The 21,589-nt window shown below is 72.6% G+C and carries 18 protein-coding genes; 9 read left to right on the top strand and 9 right to left on the bottom strand.

What is annotated here, in order from left to right; genetic code table 11:
* Positions 1-16: 16 nt before the first annotated feature.
* Positions 17-538 (bottom strand): helix-turn-helix domain-containing protein, encoded by a 522-nt coding sequence (locus tag ABZ923_RS33950; protein WP_361479704.1) that lies wholly within the window; start codon positions 536-538, stop codon positions 17-19.
* A 153-nt stretch (positions 539-691) separates the two neighbouring features.
* On the opposite strand from ABZ923_RS33950, the gene ABZ923_RS33955 reads away from it, so the two are divergent.
* The gene (locus tag ABZ923_RS33955) at positions 692-838 is read left to right on the top strand and encodes a hypothetical protein (RefSeq protein WP_361479707.1); all 147 of its coding nucleotides are present in this window, start codon (positions 692-694) and stop codon (positions 836-838) included.
* 134 nt (positions 839-972) lie between these two features.
* Entirely contained in the window at positions 973-1,623 is a 651-nt protein-coding gene (locus ABZ923_RS33960; RefSeq protein ID WP_361479710.1) for a peroxiredoxin-like family protein, read from the top strand.
* 27 nt (positions 1,624-1,650) lie between these two features.
* Here the strand turns inward: ABZ923_RS33960 and ABZ923_RS33965 are convergent, their stop codons facing one another.
* Positions 1,651-2,454 (bottom strand): GNAT family N-acetyltransferase, encoded by an 804-nt coding sequence (locus ABZ923_RS33965; RefSeq protein WP_361479713.1) that lies wholly within the window; start codon positions 2,452-2,454, stop codon positions 1,651-1,653.
* Between the two features lie 395 nt (positions 2,455-2,849).
* On the opposite strand from ABZ923_RS33965, the gene ABZ923_RS33970 reads away from it, so the two are divergent.
* The 3 genes from ABZ923_RS33970 (at position 2,850) to ABZ923_RS33980 (ending at position 5,823) form a co-directional block, all read left to right on the top strand.
* Positions 2,850-4,019: a glutamate--cysteine ligase gene (locus tag ABZ923_RS33970; protein ID WP_361479716.1), complete on the top strand. Its 1,170-nt coding sequence runs from the start codon at positions 2,850-2,852 to the stop codon at positions 4,017-4,019.
* Between the two features lie 138 nt (positions 4,020-4,157).
* Complete coding sequence (locus ABZ923_RS33975) at positions 4,158-4,916, top strand: SAM-dependent methyltransferase (protein WP_361479719.1); 759 nt, start codon at positions 4,158-4,160, stop codon at positions 4,914-4,916.
* A gap of 106 nt (positions 4,917-5,022) precedes the next feature.
* A complete protein-coding gene (locus ABZ923_RS33980) occupies positions 5,023-5,823 on the top strand; it encodes a maleylpyruvate isomerase family mycothiol-dependent enzyme (protein WP_361479722.1) in 801 nt (266 codons plus the stop codon).
* Positions 5,824-5,861: 38 nt separating this feature from the next.
* Here ABZ923_RS33980 and ABZ923_RS33985 read toward each other — a convergent pair whose 3' ends face one another.
* The gene (locus ABZ923_RS33985) at positions 5,862-7,043 is read right to left on the bottom strand and encodes a PP2C family protein-serine/threonine phosphatase (protein WP_361479725.1); all 1,182 of its coding nucleotides are present in this window, start codon (positions 7,041-7,043) and stop codon (positions 5,862-5,864) included.
* 452 nt (positions 7,044-7,495) lie between these two features.
* Here ABZ923_RS33985 and ABZ923_RS33990 point away from each other — a divergent pair, with 452 nt between their 5' ends.
* From ABZ923_RS33990 to ABZ923_RS34005, 4 genes are all read left to right on the top strand, one after another.
* Positions 7,496-10,108 (top strand): SpoIIE family protein phosphatase, encoded by a 2,613-nt coding sequence (locus tag ABZ923_RS33990; protein WP_361479728.1) that lies wholly within the window; start codon positions 7,496-7,498, stop codon positions 10,106-10,108.
* Between the two features lie 247 nt (positions 10,109-10,355).
* Positions 10,356-11,474, top strand: coding sequence for a cellulose binding domain-containing protein (locus ABZ923_RS33995; RefSeq protein WP_361479731.1), 1,119 nt, complete (start codon positions 10,356-10,358; stop codon positions 11,472-11,474).
* A 265-nt stretch (positions 11,475-11,739) separates the two neighbouring features.
* Positions 11,740-13,206, top strand: coding sequence for a glycoside hydrolase family 6 protein (locus ABZ923_RS34000; RefSeq protein ID WP_361479734.1), 1,467 nt, complete (start codon positions 11,740-11,742; stop codon positions 13,204-13,206).
* 97 nt (positions 13,207-13,303) lie between these two features.
* Positions 13,304-14,392 (top strand): lytic polysaccharide monooxygenase, encoded by a 1,089-nt coding sequence (locus tag ABZ923_RS34005; RefSeq protein WP_361479737.1) that lies wholly within the window; start codon positions 13,304-13,306, stop codon positions 14,390-14,392.
* A gap of 35 nt (positions 14,393-14,427) precedes the next feature.
* On the opposite strand, the gene vioD is transcribed toward ABZ923_RS34005, so the two are convergent.
* The 6 genes from vioD to ABZ923_RS34035 form a co-directional block, all read right to left on the bottom strand.
* Positions 14,428-15,609, bottom strand: coding sequence for a capreomycidine synthase (gene vioD / locus ABZ923_RS34010; RefSeq protein WP_361479740.1), 1,182 nt, complete (start codon positions 15,607-15,609; stop codon positions 14,428-14,430).
* Between the two features lie 97 nt (positions 15,610-15,706).
* Complete coding sequence (gene metK / locus ABZ923_RS34015) at positions 15,707-16,876, bottom strand: methionine adenosyltransferase (protein ID WP_361479743.1); 1,170 nt, start codon at positions 16,874-16,876, stop codon at positions 15,707-15,709.
* Between the two features lie 72 nt (positions 16,877-16,948).
* A complete protein-coding gene (locus ABZ923_RS34020) occupies positions 16,949-18,010 on the bottom strand; it encodes an aminotransferase class I/II-fold pyridoxal phosphate-dependent enzyme (protein ID WP_361479746.1) in 1,062 nt (353 codons plus the stop codon).
* Positions 18,007-19,119, bottom strand: coding sequence for an iron-containing redox enzyme family protein (locus ABZ923_RS34025; protein ID WP_361479748.1), 1,113 nt, complete (start codon positions 19,117-19,119; stop codon positions 18,007-18,009). Before ABZ923_RS34025 ends, ABZ923_RS34020 begins: the two co-directional genes overlap by 4 nt.
* Positions 19,120-19,186: 67 nt before the next feature.
* Positions 19,187-20,368, bottom strand: a complete 1,182-nt coding sequence (locus ABZ923_RS34030; RefSeq protein ID WP_361479751.1) for a 4Fe-4S cluster-binding domain-containing protein — start codon at positions 20,366-20,368, stop codon at positions 19,187-19,189.
* A 53-nt stretch (positions 20,369-20,421) separates the two neighbouring features.
* A complete protein-coding gene (locus tag ABZ923_RS34035; protein WP_361479754.1) occupies positions 20,422-21,444 on the bottom strand; it encodes a C-terminal binding protein in 1,023 nt (340 codons plus the stop codon).
* Between the last annotated feature and the right edge of the window lie 145 nt (positions 21,445-21,589).

The following is a 21,589-nucleotide window of genomic DNA, read 5'->3' on the forward strand; positions in this document are numbered from 1 at the left end:
ACGCAAACCCAGATTGTCATGCGTGTGACGGGAGTACAGCCGTGTGCTCTTCCGAGCGGGCGGCCGCGGCCGCCGGGTCGGCGCCGGCGGCGAGCTGCCCGGCGGCCTCGGCCGTGACGAGCGCCGCGTACATCGCGTCCCGCAGTTCCTGGTGGTGCTGGTCGAGGAGGGCGCGGACGTCGGGGTCACCGTTCTCGGCGCCCGCATGGGCGTTGGAGACCATGCAGCCCCAGCGGGCGTACTCGCCCGAACACCGCGCCGCGATCAGGCCGTCGAAGAACTCCGCGACGGCGGGCAGCCCCCGCTCGTCCTCCGCGAGCCGACGGAACATCGGCTGGGAACGCCGCTCCAGGTAGCGGCGCAGCGCGGCGAGGTACAGCTCCTGCTTGCCGCCGAAGGTGGCGTACAGGCTGGAGCGGTTCAGGCCGGTCGCGGTCACGATGTCCTGGATCCCCGTCGTGGCCACGCCCTGCTTCCAGAAGAGCCGCACCACGGTGTCCAGGGCCGCGTCCGGATCGAAGTGCTTGATGTCCGGCATGTCTCACCCCGCCATCTTGAAATATAGGTTCCAAGATACTCCGGGTCCGCCACGTGACAAGGGCCGCCCGTCCCGGCCGGGTGCCGCGTGGGACGGCGTCCAGGATCGTCCACGATGTGCCGCACCACGCGGCCCCGGCCGCATCCTGCGGCCATGAACCGCATACCAGCACTGTGGACGGCGGCCTACGGCCCCCAGGCACCCGCGCTCCTTCGTTTCCTCGCCCGCAGGGCAGTGCGTCTGGCCGACTTCGTACGGATGCTCGCCCTGGCGGACCATCGCCCCTTCACCACTCTCTGACCGTTCCGTCGCGCACCTCGCCTGGCGCGGGGCCGGACCCTGCCGCTATCTTGGAACGACCATTTCAAGTTAGCGGCAGGGCACGCGCCGTACGACGTCGGGCCGTCGGGCCGCCGACCGGAAGGAAGGGCACCATGACCAGCCTCAACGCCGAACTGCGCACCTTCTACGAGGCCCGCCGGCAGCAGATCCCCGCCGAGGTGCGGGAGATCATGCAGCGGGCGAGCCGGGAACTGGCCGACTCCGGGCAGGCCGGCCGTGCCCTCACCGTCGGCGACCGGGCCCCTGTGTTCCGCCTGCCCTCGGCGACCGGCCGGACCGTGGCGCTGGACGACCTGCTCGCCACGGGCCCCGTGGTCCTGACCTTCTACCGGGGCGCGTGGTGCCCGTACTGCAACATCGCCCTCCGGGCCCTGCAGCAGCACCACGCCGGCATCACCGCGCGGGGCGCCCGGCTCGTCGCCGTCTCCCCGCAGATCCCCGACGAGTCCCTGACCCTCGCCGAGAAGCACGGCCTCGACTTCGACGTCCTGAGCGACATCGGCTCCGACACCGCCAAGCAGTACGGCCTCGCCTTCGACCTCCCCGACGACCTCGCCGCGGTCTACGACCGGCTCGGCTTCGACCTCCAGCGTGTCAACGACGGCCACCCGCGCACGCTGCCCCTGCCGGCCACCTACGTCATCGACCGCTCGGGCACCATCCGCTGGGCCTTCGTCGACACCGACTACACCGCCCGCGCCGAGCCGGCCGACATCCTCACCGCCCTCGACGCACTGGACTGACCCACGGTCCGGGGCACGGCCGGCCGGTCACCCCTTCAGACCGTAGAAGTGCACCGGCGTGTTGGGCTGGAAGCCGATACGGGGATACACGGGCGCCCCGGCCGCCGTGGCGTGCAGGGTGGCGCGGGTCAGGCCGGTGGCCCGGGCACCCTCGTACAGGGCCTTCCGGGTCACCGCTTCCCCGTAACCGCGGCGCTGCTGTTCCGGTGCGGTGGCGACGAGGACGACGAACAGACGACCGTCCGCCTCCACGGTCGCGGCGCACGTCACCGGGACTCCGTCCCGCAGACCCAGGTAGGCGTGCACCTGGCTCTTCCACAGCGCGGATCCGAGGAGCCCGTCGCGGCCGTCCTCCAGCGGGAAGCCGTAGGCGCGGGAGTTCAGGTCCGCGTACGCCCGCAGCTGTGCGTCCGTCGTCACGCGGACGAAGGTCAGGTCCGGGTGGGACGGCTCGGGGACGGGCAGCAGGTCACCGGCCATACCGGTGCCGGGGAAGGCGTACTCGAGGCCCGCCCGCCCGGCCGCCGCCCGCACCCCCGCGCGTGCCTCGTCGTCCAGCAGCCCCTCGAAGAGCCACAGGAACCCCGGGTGCTTCTTCGCGCGCATGATGGCGGCCGCCTCGCCGAGCCGTCGCTCGACCAGTGCCGCATCCGCGCCGACGTCGGTCAGCGTGACGCAGTTCCAGAAGGAGAACCGGCAGTCGGCCCAGCGGACGGCGATGCCCGGGAGGTCCCGCACATCGGCACCGGGGTCACGGTCGAGCACCATGGCCCGCCAGACCACGGCGAGTTGCTCCATCGATTCGATCGACTCCGTACGGACGTCCGTCATCGGGCCTCCCTGCTGCCGGAGTTGCGGAAGTCCCCCCAGTCATACCGGGCGACCGCCCCCTACGGCCCCGGATTCCACTTCTTCGCGTCGGAGTTCGGCCAGTGGTGGACAACCCTCTGGACGCGTGCGTTGCGGTGGGCCGGTGCGGCTCGGCGGTCCGTGCGGGCGCGCCGTGCATGCACCCCTGTCGGACCTGCGCCTTCTCGGGCCGGTGCCGCTCCTGGTGGGGAGCGCCGTACCGGCGGTGTGCCCGACCCGATGGTGACCGGGTAGCCGCTTGTCGCGCGCTCGGCGCCGGGGCGAGCATGTGTGCTCCCACCCGCTGCGCGACAGGGAGTGGCCCATGTCTTCGAGCTCGACAGCAGTGCGTCCTGTGTCTTCCGGAAGGGCTGGTCGTGCCGGAGCCGCTTGATGCCGTGACCCCCGTCGTCGCCGGTACGCCCGTGGCCCCCGCGGAGGTGGCCGCACCGCCGACGGTCGGCGTGGAGGAGGAGTTCGTGCTGGCCGACCGCCACAGCAGGGCGGTCGTGCACAGGGCCCCCGCCGTGGTGGGCGCCGCCCGCGGTCTCCTCGGCGCGCCGCACGCCACCGCGGAGGTCTCACAGGCACAGGTGGAGACCGTCAGCGCGGTGTGCCGCACCGCCGAGGAACTGCAGGCGGAGATCGTCCGGCTGCGCGGCGGCGCGGCCACGGCCGCCGCCGAGTACGACTGCCTCCTCGTGCCCACCGGCAGCGCGGTCCTCGGCAGACCGGGCCCGCCGCCCGTCGTGGACAAGGCACGCTACCGCGCCTTCCTGCGCCGCTTCGGGCCCCTCGTCCAGGACCAGGGGGTGAACGCCTGCCACGTGCACGTCGGGGTCGACGACCGGGAGGAGGCCGTACGGTCGGTCAACCACCTGCGGGGCTGGATGCCCCTGCTGCTGGCCCTCACCGGCAACTCCCCGTACAGCGACGGCACGGACACCGGATACGCGAGCTGGCGCTCCATGGTCTGGGGCCGCTGGCCGGTGGCGGGGCCTCCGCCCCACCTGCGGGGCGCGGCCCACCACGAGCAGCTCGTCGGCCACCTCGTGGCCAGCGGAGCGGCGATGGACCCGGCCATGATCTACTGGCACGTCCGGCCCTCGCCGCACCTTCCCACCGTGGAGGTCCGCGTCGCCGACGTGCTGCCCGAACCCGCGGCCACCACGGCCTACGCACTCCTGGTCCGCGCCCTCGTCGGCTGCGCCGTGGACGCGGTCCGCGCCGGGGAACCCGCGCCCGAGGTCCCCGACCTGCTGCTGCGGGCGGCGTGCTGGCACGCCGCGCGGCACGGGACGAACGGCACCCTGCCCGCCACCCACACCCGCGACTGCGCCCCCACCGCCGTCGGCCGGCTCGTGGAGGAACTCTGGAAACGGGTCGAGCCGCACCTCAGCCGCTACGGCGACGACCGGTGGGTCGGGGACTGGCTGAGCGAGGTCCAGCACCGGGGCACCGGCTCCGTACGGCAACGGCGGGTCGCGGAGCAGCACGGGGGCCGTCTCCAGGCCGTGGTGGACGAACTCGCCGTCCCCTCCGCGTGATCCACCGGTCCACGGCGGCAGCCCGCTCCGTCCCTGTCCGGCTGCGCGCGGCCGGGGCTGACGCGCAGTCGCCTGCCGCGGGCTCGGTAGGATGATCGAACACACGGCTGAACAGGCCTCGGGTCCAACGGAGTTGCCATGATCGACACCAGCAAGGCGCATCCCGCGCGGGTCTACGACTGGCTGCTGGGCGGCAAGGACAACTATCCGGTCGACGAGGCCGTGGGTGAGCGGCTGCCGGCCGAGGCGCGGGACGCGGCGCGGCAGAACCGTCAGTTCATGCACCGGGCGTCCGCCTGGCTCGCCGCGCAGGGTGTCGACCAGTTCCTGGACATCGGCACGGGCATCCCCACCCCGCCCAACCTGCACCAGGTCGTCCAGGACATCGCGCCGTCGGCGAAGGTCGTCTACACCGACAACGACCCGATCGTCCTGCGCCATGCCGAGGCGTTGCTGGTCAGCAGCGCCGAGGGCGTCACGGACTACATCCAGGCCGACGTGCGGCAGCCGGAGTCCATCGTGCGGCACGCCCGGCAGGTGCTGGACTTCGGCCGTCCGATCGCCTTGTCGCTGATCGCGCTGATGCACTTCATCACCGACGAGCAGGACGCCCACGGAATCGTCCGCGACCTGGTCGCCACGCTGCCCGCGGGCAGTTACCTGGTGCTGTCGCACGCCGCGTCCGACCTGTATCCCGAACTCGCCGCACAGGTCACCGCCGAGTACGCCAAGGGCGGTATCGAACTCGGCTTCCGGTCCCGCGCGGAGGTGGCGCGCTTCTTCGACGGCCTGGACCTCGTCTCGCCCGGCCTGGTGACCGCGACGGAGTGGGGCACGGATCCGGCCACCGAGCCGGAGGGCAGCGGCATCTACGCGGGAGTGGCCCGCGTGCGGTGACCAGGCACACACGCCGCCCCGGCTTGCCTTCGAGTGGACTCCAACAGCCACACTGATCGCGAACGGCGGAGCGGCACCCGTGCCCAGGAAAGAACGGCGGCAGCAGATGGCAACGACGAGCGGGGCGGGGTATCCCCTTCCGTACGACACCTACCGTGAGGCGATCGAGCGGGAGACCCTCCGGTTCGCCGAGGCGGTGCGCGGCGCCGATCCCGCGGGCGCCGTGCCCTCCTGCCCCGACTGGACGCTGGCCGAGCTGACCCGGCACGTGGGAGCGGTGCAGCGCTGGTTCTGCGCGCTGCTCACCCGGCGGGTGCAGGAGCCGCCGCGCAGCCGTGACGTGGAGCTGGGGCTGCCCGAGCACGAGCGGGACCTCGCCGACTGGGTGGCGGCGGGGGTGCCCGAGGTGGCGGCCGTGCTGCGGGACACGGATCCCGGTGCGGCGATGTGGGCGTGGGGCGAGGACCAGCACGCCCGGTTCTGGGCCCGCCGGATGCTCTGCGAAACGCTGGTGCACCGGGTGGACGCGGAGCACGCCGTGGGCCGGGAGTCCGACGTCGACCCGGTGCTGGCGGCGGACGCGGTGGACGAGTTCCTGGTCAATCTCCCCTACGCGGGGCTGTTCGCCCCCGAGGTGACGAAGCTGCGCGGCGACGGCGAGACCGTCGCGTTCCGGTGCGCCGGCACCGGCGAGGAGTGGCGGGTGCGGCTGGACGCGGACGGTTTCCGGCTGCTGCCGCCCACCGGCGGCGACGCCGCGTCCGAGCCGCCCACGGTGGCGGTGCGCGGTGCCGCGGCAGACCTCCTGCTGCTGCTCTACGGACGGCGGTCGTACCAGGAGGCGGCCTTCGACGTCTCCGGCGAGACCGCGGTCCTCGACCGCTGGTTCGCCCACACGGCCTTCTGAGCCGGCCGGAGGCGCTGCTCCGTGGCGCCTCCGCGCGCTCATCCGGCCGGTGACAGCGGCGGTACGGACGGCTCTTCGGCCGGGAGGCACACGGCGAGCGCCGCGATGTCGTCCTGCAGCCGGTCGCCGCTGTGGTCCAGCAGGTCGTGGTGGAGCCGCTCCAGGAGGTCCCGGGGCGGCAGACCGCCCCAGGAACGCAGGCGCTGGAGCAGCGGGTAGAAGGTGCCGGCGGCGTCGCGCGTCTCCGTGATGCCGTCCGTGTACAGCAGGAGCTGGTCGCCGGGCCGGAACGAGTAGGTGTCCACGTGGTACGGCTCCCCGACCAGCATGCCGAGGTTGAGCGGCGGGGCCGAACGGCCGTTGTCCAGTTCCCGCACCTCCCCGGACCGGATCCGTACCGGCGGCGGGTGGCCGCAGTTGACGACGCGGATCGACGGGTCGTCCGCGGCGAACTCGGCGAAGACGGCGGTGACGAACCGTTCGCCCACCTCGCTGCCGCCCAGCAGCATCGCTCTGCGGTTCATGCTGGTCTCCACCCGCTCGACCAGGGCGGGCAGCGCGGGTTCGTCGTGGGCCGCCTCGCGGAACGCGCCGAGCAGGGCCGCGGCCGTCTCCACCGCGAGCAGCCCCTTGCCCCGGACGTCGCCGATGAGCAGCCGGACGCCGTACCGGGTGGGTACGGCCTCGTACAGGTCGCCGCCGATGCGTGCCTCCGCGGCGGCGGACCGGTAGAGACTCTCCAGGCGGAGGCCGCCGATGTGGTGCGGAACCGGCCGGAGCAGGACCCGCTGGGCGATGTCGGCCACGAAGCGCAGGTCGGCCAGCGTGCGCTCGCGGCGGACGCGGTGCGCGGCCAGGATCATGCCGAGGACTCCGACCAGGCCGGTGCAGATGTAGGAGGCCACGTAGTGGCGGTCCCACAGGTAGCCGACCGAACGGCCCGCGCAGCACGGGGTGCCGGCCAGCACCGCTTCCAGGGTGACGGCGAACACGGTGGCACCGCCGACGACGACCGGGCCGTGGGCGAAGGCGGCCACGAGCGGCAGGGCGATGAGCACGAAGCTCACCGGCCACTGCACGGGCGTCACGGGCTCCAGCAGCAGGAGGCCCGCGACGTACAGGGCGGGCAGCCACCGCATCCATGCCGGGGGCGCCGACAACTGCGTCCGCGCGCCGGCACCGTCCTCCGACCCCCGACCGGTATGTCCAGGTTTCGGCATACGTGGTCTCCGCACACGGACTCCTGTCACAGAAATCCCGACAAGACTCCCAGCCTGGTCCGCCGGGCCGCGGCGCGCCCGGATTGCTCCACTCAACGGCATGTTTCCGCCACGCGGCGCGCTGCCCCGCGGTCACTGCCGACGCGGCCGGCACGGTCACCCGGCGCGCAGCGGCCGCATCCCGCGGCGGGCCGGGCGCCCGTACACCGTGCCCGCGCCGCCCCCGTCGGCGGACACCCCGGTCGCCGATCACGGAGTTCCAGTGCTAGAACAGGGAGATGAGCGGACGTTCCCGCTGGCCACGGGCGAGCGCGGCGCCACCGCCCGGCACGCGTGGGTCATCCGATCCGTCCCGTGGTCGAAGGCCCTGGCCGTCACGCGGACGCCGCCTCTCGCCGTCCCTGAGCGTCCGCACGCTCGCCGCGCAGGTCTTTCTGCTGCAGGCACTGATCATGCTGCTGCTGGTCGCGGTGGCGGCCGCCGCCCTCGTCGTGCAGGGGCGGTACGACGCCCAGCGCAGCGCGGAGGATCGTTCCCTCGCCGCGGCGGAGGCGTTCGCGCATGCGCCCGGGACGGCGCTCGCGCTGCGGTCGCCCCATCCGACGGCCCGGCTTCAGGAGGCGTCGGAACAGGCGCAGAAGGGCTCCCGGGTCGACTTCGTCAGCGTCCTGGACAAGCACGGGATCCGGCTCACCGACCCCGTACCCGCGCTGATCGGAACGAAGGCCGAGGGGGTCGGCCGGGCCGCCGCGGGCGAGACGTTCACCGAGACGTTCCACGGCGAGCCGTCCGACGCCGTGCGCGCGGTCGTCCCCGTGACGGATGCCAGCAGGCGCGTGATCGGCATGGTCACCGCCGGGATCCAGTACGCCAACGTCAGCCACGTGCTGAACCGGCAGCTGCCGATGCTGTTCGGCGCGGCGGCGGGGGCACTCGTGCTGGCGACCGGCGGCGCGGCCCTGGTCAGCCGGCGCCTGCTGCGGCAGACCCACGGCCTCGGCCCCGCCGAGATGACCCGGATGTACGAACACCACGACGCCGTGCTGCACGCGGTGCGCGAGGGCGTGCTGATCCTCGACGAGGAGGGGTGCGTGCTGCTCGCCAACGACGAGGCGCACCGGCTGCTGAACCTGCCCGGGGACGCCGACCGGCGGCAGGTGCGGGAGCTGGGGCTGGCGCCGCGGCTCGTGCGGCTGCTGGAGTCGCAGGAGACCGCGACCGACGAGGTCATCCCGGCCGGGGACCGGCTGCTCGCGGTGAACATCCGGCCCACCGCCCCGTACGGCGGCGCCCGGGGGCTGGTCGCCACCTTCCGGGACACCACGGACCTCAGGGCCCTGTCCGGGCAGGCCGAGGTGGCGCGGGGCCGGCTGTCCTTCCTGTACGAGGCGGGTGTGCGGATCGGCACCACCCTCGACGTACGGCGTACGGCGGAGGAGCTGGCCGAGGTGGCGGTCCCCCGGATGGCGGACTTCGTCACCGTGGAACTCCTCGACTCCGTGCTGCACGGCCAGGAACCCACGAGCGCCGTGCGCCAGATGCGCCGCACCGCGCTGCGCGCCTCGCAATCCGGGCACCCCCTCCAGCCGGTGGGTGACGTGATCCGGTTCGTGATGGCCGACACGCCGATGACCTCGGCCCTGCGCCAGGGCAAGGCCGTCCTGGTGCCCGAACTGCACAGCGCCGAGGACTGGCGGGCACAGGACCCCGAGGGGGCGCTGCGGGCGCTGGACTACGGCATCCGCTCGCTGATCACGGTGCCGCTGCGGGCGCGCGGAGTGGTCCTCGGCATGGTCAACTTCTGGCGTGGCGCGGACTCCCCCCGGTTCGAGCAGGAGGATGTCGCCGTGGCCGAGGAGCTGGCGGCCCGGGCGGCCGTGGCGATCGACAACGCGCGCCGGTACTCCCGCGAGCACGCGCTGGCCATGACGCTGCAACGGAACCTGCTGCCACTGGGCCTGCCGGAGCAGGGCGCGCTGGAGGTCGCCTCGCGCTATCTGCCGGCGCGGTCCGGCGTGGGCGGCGACTGGTTCGACGTCATCCCCCTGCCCGGCTTCCGGGTGGCGCTGGTCGTCGGGGACATCGTGGGGCACGGACTGCAGGCCGCGGTGACCATGGGGCGGCTGCGCACGGCCGTGCTCAACTTCTCCTCGCTGGACCTGGCCCCGGACGAACTGCTCGGGCACCTCGACGAGATGGTGACCCGGCTGGACACCCAGGGCGACCCCAACGACGACGACCGGGTGCCGCTCACCGGGGCCACCTGTCTGTACGCCATCTACGATCCGGTCGGCGGGCACTGCACCCTCTCCCGTGCCGGGCACCTGGCGCCGGCCGTGGTGGACCCGCAGGGCCGGGTGACCTTCCCCGACCTCCCCCTGTCGCCGCCCCTGGGGGTCGGCGGCCACCCCTTCGAGGCCGGGGAGCTGGACCTGCCCGAGGGCAGCCGGCTCGTGCTGTTCACCGACGGCCTGGTCGAGAACCGCGGACGGGACATCGACGAGGGCCTGGAACTGCTCTCCTCGACCATCGCCTACGCGGACCGGACGCCGGAGGAGACCTGCCGCGCCCTGGTGGACACGATGCTGCCCGGGCACCCCAGCGACGACGTGGCCCTGCTGGTCGCCCGGACCCGGCTGCTCGCCCCCTCGTCCGTCGCGACCTGGGACGTCCCGTTCGACACGGAGGCCGTGCCCCGGGTCCGCAGGGAGGTGAGCGCACGGCTCGCCGACTGGGGCCTGGAGGGGGTGGCCTTCGCCACGGAACTGATCCTGAGCGAACTGCTCACCAACGCGCTCCGCTACGGCGCGCCGCCCGTACGGGTCAGGCTGCTGCTGGGCCGGACCCTGGTCTGCGAGGTGTCGGACGGCAGCAACACCTCGCCCCGGCTGCGGCGCGCGGCCACCACCGACGAGGGAGGCCGCGGGCTCTTCCTGGTCTCGCAGTTCGCGGACATGTGGGGCACCCGCTACGCCTCCCGGGGCAAGGTCATCTGGACCGAGCAGAACCTGGACAGCGCCTCGGAACCGGACCCGTCGGCCCTGTTCGACGTCATGGGCCTGTGAGGGCGCCAGTCATGGCGTGACGGCGCCGCATGTTTCGGGAGCGCTCCAAAAACGCGATCCCCCAGGTCTCGTCCCCCCTCCGACCTGCGGCTTCGAAAGCTCTTCGATACTCATCCCGCCGCCAGTCTTGTCAGGGACATGGGCAGTCCCTACAGTCCCTGCCCAACGGAGGGTATGGGAGCGCTCCCATTTGTATACCGGCGGGAGCGCTCCCACGCTCCCCCCACCGTCATGTGAGAGGACCCGCATGCGACCGTCCAAGCACCATGTCCGTGGCAGGCGCGGCCTGTTGGGCGCGCTGCTCACCGCACTCGCCGCCGTGGCGGCGCTGCTGAGCGTCGCTCCGCCCGCCCAGGCCGACACCACGATCTGCGAACAGTACGGATCGACGATGATCCAGGGCCGCTACGTCGTCCAGAACAACCGCTGGGGCACCGGCGACGCCCAGTGCATCGCGGTCACCGACTCGGGATTCCGCGTCACCCAGGCCGACGGCTCCGTACCGACGAACGGCGCCCCGAAGTCCTACCCGTCCGTCTTCAACGGCTGCCACTACACCAACTGCTCGCCCGGCACGAGGCTCCCGGCCCGGCTCAGCACCATCGCCGGCGCGCCGACCGGCATCTCGTACACCTATGTGAGCAACGCGGTGTACGACGCCGCGTACGACATCTGGCTCGACCCCACGCCCCGCACCGACGGCGTCAACCGGACCGAGATCATGATCTGGTTCAACAAGGTGGGCCCCGTCCAGCCCGTGGGCTCGCAGGTCGGCACCGCCACCGTGGCCGGGCGCCCGTGGCAGGTGTGGTCCGGCAACAACGGCTCCAACGACGTCCTGTCCTTCGTCGCGCCGTCGGCGATCACCAGCTGGAACTTCGACGTCATGGACTTCGTCCGGCAGGCCGTCTCCCGGGGTCTGGCGCAGGACAGCTGGTACCTGACCAGCGTGCAGGCCGGGTTCGAGCCCTGGCAGAACGGCGCCGGTCTGGCCGTGACCTCGTTCTCCTCCACGGTCGAGACCGGCAGCGGCGGTTCCGGGGGGTCGGCGGCCTGCAAGGTGGCGTACGCGACGAACGTCTGGCAGGGCGGTTTCAGCGCCGACGTCACCGTCACCAACACCGGCTCCTCCCCCGTCAGCGGCTGGAAGCTGGCCTTCACACTGCCTGCGGGGCAGCAGATCGGCAGCGTCTGGGGTGCCGGCGTGACGCCGTCCTCGGGGGCGGTCACGGCGAGCAACCTCCCCTACAACCCACAGATCGCGCCCGGCGGCCAGGTGTCCTTCGGCTTCCAGGGCAGCTACGGCGGCACCTTCGCCAAGCCGTCCGGTTTCAGCCTGAACGGCGGTGCCTGCGCCACCGCGTGACCCAACCGCTCCGGGACCCGCTCGTCCCCGCCCCGCCGATCGGGCGGGTCCCGGCTCCACCCCGGCGCCGCCCCGCTCCAGGAAAGGCCCGCCCCCAGGAGCCTCCTGCCCGCCAAACGGCTCCCTGTCGCCGGGCGCCACCGCAACGTTCGACTTCACCGCCGACGGCACCGCCGTCACACCCGCACCGCACTGCGCCGGCAGCTGAGCGCGCCGGCCCCGACCCTGGAACGCCCCCTGACCCCCGCACGCACGAGGAGGGCACATGACACACCCCATCCGCCGAGCGCCCGTACCCCGGCCGGGGCCGGGCCGGCGACGGCGCCGGGCGGCCTCGCTGGGCGCGGCGCTCGCCGCCCTGACGCTGGGCCTGGCCGGGCAGTTCACCGCGCACCCGGCGGCCGCCGCGGAGAACCACGTCGACAACCCGTTCGCCGGCGCCTCGTTCTACGTCAACCCCGACTACACCGCCCACGTCCGCACCTCGGCCGCCCAGACCTCCGACCCCGGGCTCCGGGCGAAGATGCGGAAGGTGGGCCGCTATCCCACCGCCGTGTGGCTGGACCGGATCGCCGCCATCGGCGGCGGGGGCGAGGCGGCCGGCCGCAGGAGCCTCGCCGACCACCTCGACCTGGCCCTCGCCCAGAAGCGGCGCGGACAGCCGATCACCGCGACCTTCGTGGTGTACGACCTGCCCGGCCGGGACTGCGCGGCGCAGGCCTCCAGCGGCGAACTCCCGCTCACGCAGGCCGGTCTCGACCGCTACGAGAGGGAGTACGTCGACGCCATCGCGAACGTCTTCAAGAAGCGGAAGTACCGCGACATCCGCATCACGGCGGTGATCGAGCCGGACAGCCTGCCCAACCTGGCGACGAACACCGCCGACCCCGAGTGCGCCCGGGCCAAGAGCAGCGGGATCTACGTCAAGGGCATCCGGTACGCCCTGGACAAGCTGCACGCGCTGCCCAACGTCTACACGTACCTGGACTTCGCGAACTCCGGCTGGCTCGGCTGGGACGGCAACCTGGCCCAGAGCGTGCAGTTGTACACGGACGTCGCCCAGGGCACCGCCGCCGGACCGGCCAGCGTCGACGGGCTGGTCACCAACGTCTCCAACTACATGCCCCTGGAAGAACCCTTCCTGACCGACCCGGACAGGACCGTCGGCGGCAACCCGGTCAAGTCCTCGACGTTCTACGCGTGGAACCCCGACTTCGACGAGTCGGACTTCACCAGGGACGTCCACCGCGCGCTCGTCGCCGCCGGCTGGCCCGCGTCGACCGGCATGGTCGTCGACACCTCCCGCAACGGGTGGGGCGGCCCCGGGCGGCCCACGGCGGAGAGCACCAGCACCGCCCTCGACACCTACGTCGCCGAGTCCCGCGTCGACCGCCGGACCTACCGGGGCCTGTGGTGCAACGTCGGCGGCGCCGGGCTCGGACGGCCGCCGCAGGCCGCGCCCTCCGGCTACCCCGACTCCCACCTCGACGCGTTCCTGTGGGTGAAGCCGCCGGGTGAGTCGGACGGCGCGAGCACCGACGTCCCCAACGACGAGGGCAAGGCCGCGGACCCCATGTGCGACCCGGGGTACGCCCCGCCGGGCGCGGGCGGCAACAAGACCGGCGCGCTGCCCGGCGCCCCGCTGGCCGGGCAATGGTTCCCCGAACAGTTCGCGATGCTCGTGAAGAACGCCCACCCGGCCGTGCGCCCGGGCGGCGGCACCGATCACTGACACGACGTACACCGACGCCCCCGGCGGTCCCGCCCGCCTCGGTACGGCGCCCGCCGGGGGTGCACCACCGCCCGACGCGAACCGAGAGGAGCAGAACGTGGCTCGACGCAACAGACTGGTGTCGGCGGCAGCGGCCCTGTCGACCCTGCTCGCGGCGCTCGCCCTGACCCTGCTGGGGCAGAGCAGCGCGCAGGCGCACGGGGTGGCGATGCTGCCCGGCTCCCGTACCTACCTGTGCTATCTGGACGCGCGCACGACGACCGGCGGGCTGGACCCGACCAACCCCGCGTGCCGGGACGCGCTGGCCGAGAGCGGTGCGACGGCGCTGTACAACTGGTTCGCCGTGCTCGACTCCCACGCCGGCGGCCGGGGCTCCGGTTACGTCCCGGACGGCACCCTGTGCAGTGCGGGCGACCGGTCCCCGTACGACTTCCGCGCCTACAACGCGGCCCGCGCCGACTGGCCGCGGACCCATCTGACCAGCGGGGCGACCATCCAGGCCCAGTACAGCAACTGGGCGGCGCACCCGGGTGACTTCCGTGTCTACGTCACCAGGCAGGGCTGGTCACCGTCCTCCGCCCTGCGCTGGGCCGACCTGGACCTGGTCCAGACGGTCACCAATCCGCCGCAGCAGGGGTCGCCGGGCACCGACGGCGGCCACTACTACTGGGACCTGAAGCTCCCCTCGGGGCGGACCGGTGACGCCCTACTCTTCATCCAGTGGGTCCGCTCGGACAGCCAGGAGAACTTCTTCTCCTGCTCCGACATCGTCTTCGACGGCGGCCACGGCGAGGTCACGGGCATCCGCGGCTCCGGCGGCACACCGACGCCCACGCCCACACCCACGCCGTCGGATCCGCACACCGGTTCCTGCATGGCCGCCTACTCCGTGGTGAACTCCTGGAACGGCGGCTTCCAGGCCTCCGTCGAGGTCATGAACCACGGCACGGCGCCGCTCGACGGGTGGGCGGTGTCCTGGCTGCCCGGGGCGGGCACCAGGATCAGCAGCCTGTGGAACGGCACGCAGTCGTCCGCCGCCGACGGCACGGTCACGGTCCGCAACGTGGACCACAACCGGGTCGTACCCGCCGACGGCAGCGTCACCTTCGGCTTCACCGCCACCTCGACCGGCACCGGCATCCCCGCCGGTCCGATCGGCTGCGCCACGGCGCAGGGCACCCGCTGACCCACACCGGCCGCACCGCCTCCCCGCCCCGGCGTCTACACGCCCTGAGCGCCGGCGCGGCCGGAGCCTGCCGAGCGCTGCCCAAGGAACTGCGCGAGGTGTTCGAGGGCGGTGCGGAAGTCGGCCTCGGGCCCGCCGAAGCCCAGCCGTACCGACCGGGGGGCGTCGAAGGCGGAGCCGGGGACCAGGAGTGTCTTGTGTGCGGCGAGCAGGTCCCGGCAGAACTCCTCGACCGCGGTGCCGTCCTGCGCGGTGGCCAGTTCACGGATCCCCAGCAGGCAGCACACTCCTCCTTCGGGTGGGGTCCAGTCGACGAGTCCGCTGTGCCGGGCCGCCCACTCGGTGAGGTGGGCGAGGTTGCGCCGGGCCTCCGCGGCGCGCCGGCCGATGAGCCGGTCGGCGTGCCGCATGGCGTGCTCGGCGATGAGTTCGACCAGCGGTGACAGGAACAGGGTGGTGCGGTCGCGCAACGGGAAGGTGGCCCGCAGCAGTTCGGGGGAGGTGATCGCCCAGCCGACGCGCAGGCCGGGCAGGCCGAAGGTCTTGGAGAAGGTGCCGTAGGTGACGGTCCGTTCGTAGCGGGTGGCGGGGTCGGGCAGCGGTTCCCAGCGGTGGGCGATCTCCGCCGCCGCCCCGTCCCAGACCAGCACGGCGCCGACGGCCTCCACCCGGGCCAGCAGGGCGTCCAGACCCTGCTGGCTGAGGGTCCTGCCGCTCGGGTTGTGCGGGAAGTTGACGATGACGGCAGCCGTGTCCGGGGTGACCAGCCGGGCCAGTGTGTCCGGGTCGATCTCCCCGTCCCGGACGCTGGCGGCCGGCAGGGGCACCGTCCGGCATCCCGTCTGCCGCGGGAAGTAGCCCAGTGAGTGGTAGATGCTCTCCTGAACCACCACACGGTCACCGGGCCGCAGCAGGGCGTCGAGGGTCAGGGCGATCGCCTCGCTGGACCCGTGGGTGACCAGGACCCGGTCGGCGTCGCCGGCGCAGTACCGGTCGGCGATCGCCTGGCGGATGCCGGCCCCGCCCTCCGAGACGCTGTCGTCCATGACGATGTCGTCCAGGTCCTCGACAGCCAGCGCGCACATCTCCCGGACCTCCGCGAAGGAGTAGGGGTGGACACCGCTGGAGCTGATGTCGAAGCGGCAGGCGGGCAGGTGCCTGCGGTACCACTCTTCCAGAATCGGGGGGTCTTCCTGCCGGGTCCGCAAGGGGGCCATGTCTTCGGGCGCTCTCTTCTCGTCAGGGCTCGGATGTCGGAGTTCCGGAGGGCCGGGGCCTGGGGGCGGTCCCGGCCCTGGAACAGGTGCTCCCCGGTCAGGCGGTGGGCGTGCCGGCCTTCCCGTCGCCGAGCCGGGAACGGAGCGCGTCCGCCAGGTCGAGTCGCTCCCAGGAGAACTCGGGGCGGCCGAAGTGGCCGTAGGCGGCGGTCGGCTGGTAGGCGGCGGTGCGCAGCGACAGGCGCTCGATCACCGCTTCCACCCGCAGGTCCACCAGGTCCGTCAGGGCGGCGGCGATGCGTTCGTGGGCGACCGTGGCCGTGCCGAAGCACTCCACGTCGAGCCAGACCGGCAGCGGGCGGCCGATGGCGTAGGCCAGGCCGATCCGGCAGCGGCCAGCCAGTCCGGCGGCCACGACGTTGGCGGCGAGGTAGCGGGCGACGTAGGCGCCGGACCGGTCGACCTTGGTCGCGTCCTTGCCGGAGCAGCAGCCGCCGCCGTGCCGGACGAGGCCTCCGTAGGCGTCGACCATGAGTTTGCGTCCGGTGAGCCCGGCGTCGGCCGAGGTGCCGCCCACGACGAAGGTGCCCGCGGGGTTGACGTGGATGTCGGTGGGTACGACGCCGCGGTCCTCCAGCGCCGGTGTCACGATCTTGCCCGCCACCAGGTCGGCCAGCTCGTCCAGGGAGAGGTCGGCCGGGTGCTGGGCCGAGACGACGACGATCGCCCGTTCGGCGCCGTCCCGGCGGGACAGTTCCACCTGGACCTTGCCGTCCGGTCCGAGTGCCGGCACACCCCGGTCGCCGGTGGCGCCGACCCGGCGGGCGATGTCGTGGGCGAGGACGCAGCTGAGCGGGAGCCGTTCCGGTGTCTCGTCGCAGGCGTACCCGTAGACGATGCCGGAGTCGCCGGCGCCGCCGCGGTCGACCCCGTCGGCGATCTCGCGGGACTGGCGGTCGAGCAGCACCCGTACGGTCGAGGTGTCGGCGCTCAGTCCGTGCCGCTCCACGTCGTGGTAGCCGATCTCGCGCAGCACGGAGCGGACCGTCGCGTCGACGTCCACCTCGGCGTTCGCGGTGATCTGACCGGTGGCGATCACGTTGTCCCTGGTGACCAGGGTCTCGCAGTTGACCCGGGCGTAGGGGTCGATCGTCAGGAAGGCGTCGAGCACGGCGTCCGAGATCCGGTCCGCGACCTTGTCGGGGTGCCCGGCACACACCGATTCGGCGATCTGCGATCCGGACCGGAAGCTCAGGGGTACGGCCATGTGGACTCCTTGTCTCGAAGCGGGGGGGAGGCTCGGGGCGGGTCAGCGGGAGGGCGGGGCCGGCGGGCCGCCTCACGCCGTTCGGGACAGTTCGGCGAGGACCGCCTCGCGCTGGGCCGTGGGACCGATGCTCATCCGCAGGCAGTCGGTCAGTCCGGGTGCGGCCAGATGCCGTACGAACACCCCGGACTGCGCGAGTCGTTTGGCGACGGCACCGGCGGTCTCGGTGTCGGCGCACCGGAAGGTCACGAAGTTCGTCGTGCCCTCCAGCACGGTGTAGCCGAGCTCGGTGAGCCGCCGGCCGTAGTGGGCCCTGCCCTCGGCGGTGCGCCGGACGGTGTCGGTCAGGTGCCCGACGGCGTCGAGCGCGGCGAGTGCGGCCGCCTCGGCGACCCGGCCGACGACGTAGTGCTCGCCGCCCCGGCGCAGTGCGGCCAGCAGGGCGCGGTCGCCCACCGCGTAGCCGATCCGCAGGCCGGCCAGGGCGTGGGCCTTGGAGAAGGTGCGCAGCCAGAGCATGCGCCGGCCGGTCACCCCGTCGGCCGCCAGCCGGTCGGCGGGCGGCTGGTATTCGGTGTAGGCGCCGTCGACGACCAGCAGGGTCCGGGCCGGCAGCCGGTCCGCCAGCCGCAGCAGGGCCGGAGCGCCCAGCGAACCGCCGGTCGGGTTGTCGGGGTCGGCGAGGTAGACGACGTCCGCGCCGGTGTCGGTGGCCCGCCGTATCAGGGCCTCGGTGTCCACGCGCGCGTCCCGGTACGGCACGAGGTGGACCGTGGCGCCGCAGGCACGTGCGAAGTAGGCGAAGGTCGGATAGGTGGCGTCGCTGGTCACGGCGGTGCGCCCCGGCCCGAGGAAGGCACGGCCGATGACACCGAGCAGTCCGTCGATGCCGGAGCCGATGTGCACGTGGTCCTCGGGTACGCCGAGCGTGTGCCCGAGCCGCCGGCGCAGCTCGTGGTGGTCGCAGTCGGGGTAGCGGTGGCACTCCTGGGCGGCGGCGCCGATGGCGCGGACCACCTCGGGGGCCGGTCCGAACTCGTTCTCGTTGGTGCTGAGCCGTTCGCGCGCCCGCAAGCCGGTGGCGCGTTCGGTCATCTCCAGGGAAGGGAAGGGATTGTCTTCCCCGCCGGTCACCGCCTCCCCTCCCGGGAGAGGTCGGCCGCGTCGGCCAGCCCCAGGCGCTCGGCGAGGTATTCGTTGTACCGCCGCATGGCCAGCATCCGCAGCAGTCCGCCGGTGATCAGTTCGATGCTGGCGTCCGGCTCGGCCTCGACGATGGGCAGCACGACTCCGTCCAGCCACTCGGGGCCGTGTTCGGCGTCGCCCTCCATGTGGTTGAAGAAGAACTCGAAGTCGTGCTGGGCGGTGAACCCGTTGCGTTCCAGGCCCTTGACGACCGCCGCGTCGCGGTCGACGTCGAACAGTTCGGGCATGGCCAGGCTGCCCAGGGCCTTGAAGTAGTGGCGCCGGTTGCAGGCCAGCAGGAAGTACAGGTTGTGCCCGGCGTACGGCCGCCAGTCCTCCCAGGGCGGGACGGTGGGCAGTTCGAGGCCGAGCCGGCGCAGGCTGCGGGTGAACTGCAGGGTGTGCGCGGCGTCGGCCCGGCCTTCCCCGCACTCGTCCCACATGTGCTTGCTGATCTCGTGCTTGACGCCCTCCATGAAGTGCGGCTGGGCGAGCACGAGGGCGTCGTAGAAGCGGTAGTTGAGGTAGCCGTCCGCCTGGATGAAGGCGGCCAGCTGCTCGGTCGTGGCCTTCTCGGCCAGGTAGGTCTCCACCGCCCGGTCGAGGTCGCTGCGTTCCTTCGCGGCGGCGAGGAACCACTCGCGGACGAACCCGGGATGCCGGGCGTCGGCCTCGGAGGGCAGCCGGTCGGCGATCTCCTCGACGTCCGCGGCGAGGACCCGGTCCTCGTACAGGGAGCGGAACGCGTTGAACCAGGCGCTGCGTTCATGGCGTGCGGCCGGGCTGAGCGGGTGTCCCAGCAGGGTCTCGTACACCGTGTAGGCGCTGCGGTGGACGTCGAGCAGCGCGTCGTCGTCCCCGTGGGACAGTCCCTCCTCCAGCCTCCGGGTGAGTGCGGCCGTCAGGTCGTCGTGGACGGGAAGCCGCTCCACCGTCGTCCCGGGGCCGCGGAGGCACTCGTTCAGCCTGCGTTCCACCGATTCGGCCGGGGTCTCGTGCGCGCCGCGCAGCACTCCGTCCCGAGCCGGCATCCGCTCCAGGCTCAGATCCCTGCTCACTCGCCTGTCCTCCGTCGCTGTCGTTCCGTGTGTGGGCGCGATGTGCGGGGAAGCCGGTCCCGGCTCCTCACACGATCTCCGGGTCGGGGTATTCGATGGGTTCCTGCTGCCAGTTGACGGCGCGCAGCACGCGGACGCCGTTGGCGTCGACGGCGTGCCGCGGGTAGGCGTCCGGCGAGTCGATCAGCGGGACGGTGTACTTCCCGGTGGCGTGCGGCAGGACGTATTCGGGCACGGCGGGGTTGGATATGTGCCGTTTGAGCGCGCGTACGATCTCCACCCCGCGGCTGACGGGCACGCGGAAGGCGCTCGCCTCGGGGCTGTGCGGCATGAAGTGGTACAGGTAGCCGGCGTGGACGCCGCGCCGGTACAGGCCCATGCACAGCTCCCGCATCGTCGCGGTGTCGTCGTTGACGCCGCCGAGCAGCGGGACGTTGGCGAAGAGGATGGGCACCGCCCCGTGCAGCCGGCGTATCGCGTCGTCGAAGTCCGGGCTGAGTTCACGGGGATGGGTGATGTGCAGGCCGACCGCGGTCACGTCGTGCCGGGCCAGTACGGAGACGAGACCGGAGTCGATGCGGTACGGGTTGAAGGTGAGCGAGCGGGTGTGCAGGCGCACGATCAGGTCGGGGCGGGCGGCGCGCGCCTCCGTGAGCACCTGGTCGATCTGGTCGTTGCTGTGCATGAGCGGCTCGCCGCCGCTCAGGATCATCTCCTCCACCTGCGGGTTGGCGCGCAGGAAGTCGAGCGTGGCCTGCCAGTGGCCGCGGTCGAAGGAGACCTTGGTGGAGTCGCGGTCCAGGGTGCGCAGCGCCTCGTAACAGAACTGGCAGTAGGCGTGACACACGTTGGCGTAGCGGACGATGACCCGGTTGTCGTACTTGTGCTGGGCGATCGGGGTGACCATCTCGCTGGGCAGTTCCCAGTTCTCGGTCTTCCCGTCGTACGTGTAGGGGTCCTCCCCGTCACCGGTCTCGTCGGTGTCGATCGGGACGACCTGCTTCCACAGCGGGTCGTCGGCCAGCGGGTTGCCCGTGTGGGGGTCCGTCTCGACGAGGCTGAGGAAGTAGGGCGTCGCCTGGAACCGCTTGGTCCGGTTGTGCCGGTCGATGATGTCCAGCATCCGCTGCTCGCAGTTGGGGAAGTGGCTCTTCAACTGGCGGGACGTGCGCACCGCGTTGCGTTGTTGCCACTTCCAGTCCGTCCACGCCTGCCTCGCGGCGTCGGGGGACAGGGTTTCCACAGCCATCGAGATCCTTCGGGGTTCAGCGGCGGTGAGGTCAGGGGTCGGTACCGGTCCGCTCAGACCACGCGTACGGCCGAGGTGACGGGTGCCGCGACGATCAGCTCACGGACCGCCTCGGCGGCCCGGGTGCGCAGCTCGGCCAGCGAGGCCACGGAGTAGAAGGCGGCGTGCGGGGTGAGCAGCACGCGGGGGTGGTCGCGCAGCCAGTGCGGCAGTTCCGGTTCGCCCTCCACGACGTCGAGCGCGACGCGGCCGGGGCGGCCGACGGCCAGGGCCCGGCGCAGCGCGGAGACGTCGACCACGCCGCCGCGTGCCGTGTTGATCAGCAGCGAGCCGGGCTTCATCCGGTCCAGTTCGCGCGCGCCCAGCAGGTGGTGGGTGGTGGAGTCGAGCGGGACGTGGACGCTCACCACGTCGGCGTCGGCGAGCAGTTCGTCGAGCGAGTGCCTGCGCTCCAGGCCCAGGGACTTCTCGATTCCGGGGTGGTTGTGGGGGTCGTGGAAGCAGACCCTGATGCCGAAGGCGCGGGCGCGCTGGGCGACGGCCAGGCCGATGCGGCCGAGCCCGACGATGCCCCAGGTCATGCCGCGCACCCGTGGGGCGTCGGTGATGGAGCGCCAGTCCCAGCCGCCGTCGCGCACGTGTTCACGGAGCTCGGAGAGCCTGCGGACCTGGGCGAGGAAGAGGGCGAGGGTGTGGTCGGCGACTTCCTCGGTGCCGTAGTGGGGGATGTGGAAGACGCTGGTGCCGGCGGCGCGGGCGGCCTCGACGGCGACGTGGTCGAACCCCGTGCTGGCGCAGACGACGGCGCGGCATCGGGTGTTGCGGGTGAAGTAGGAGGCGTCGAGCGGGACGCGGTGCCAGAGGATCATGTAGTCGCACTCGGCCTCCAGCAGCCGGTCCCGCTCGTCGTCCGGCACGATGACCAGACGCACGGTGCCGTGCGGGCCGACGACGCGTCCCTCGATGTCGGGGCTCTCGACGTATCCACCGCCCGGAGCGTCCACCACCCACACGACGGGCGTCTTGTCGTGGCCGTCTCCCGTGTCCCTGGGCACGTCAGGCGCCAGCTGAACCATCGCTCCCCTTTGGCATAGGTGCGGACGAAACAGCCGCGCGGACGGCCGGATGCGGGCCACCGCCGGCGGGTTCGGGGGTTTCTCCGTGCCGACCGGAGAAAAAGGAGAAGTTACCTGCACGGGCCTCCGGCCTGCGAGCCGGGCC

Origin of the sequence: Streptomyces sp. NPDC046881 (assembly GCF_040645015.1) — a bacterium.
In the GTDB taxonomy this organism is placed as follows: domain Bacteria; phylum Actinomycetota; class Actinomycetes; order Streptomycetales; family Streptomycetaceae; genus Streptomyces.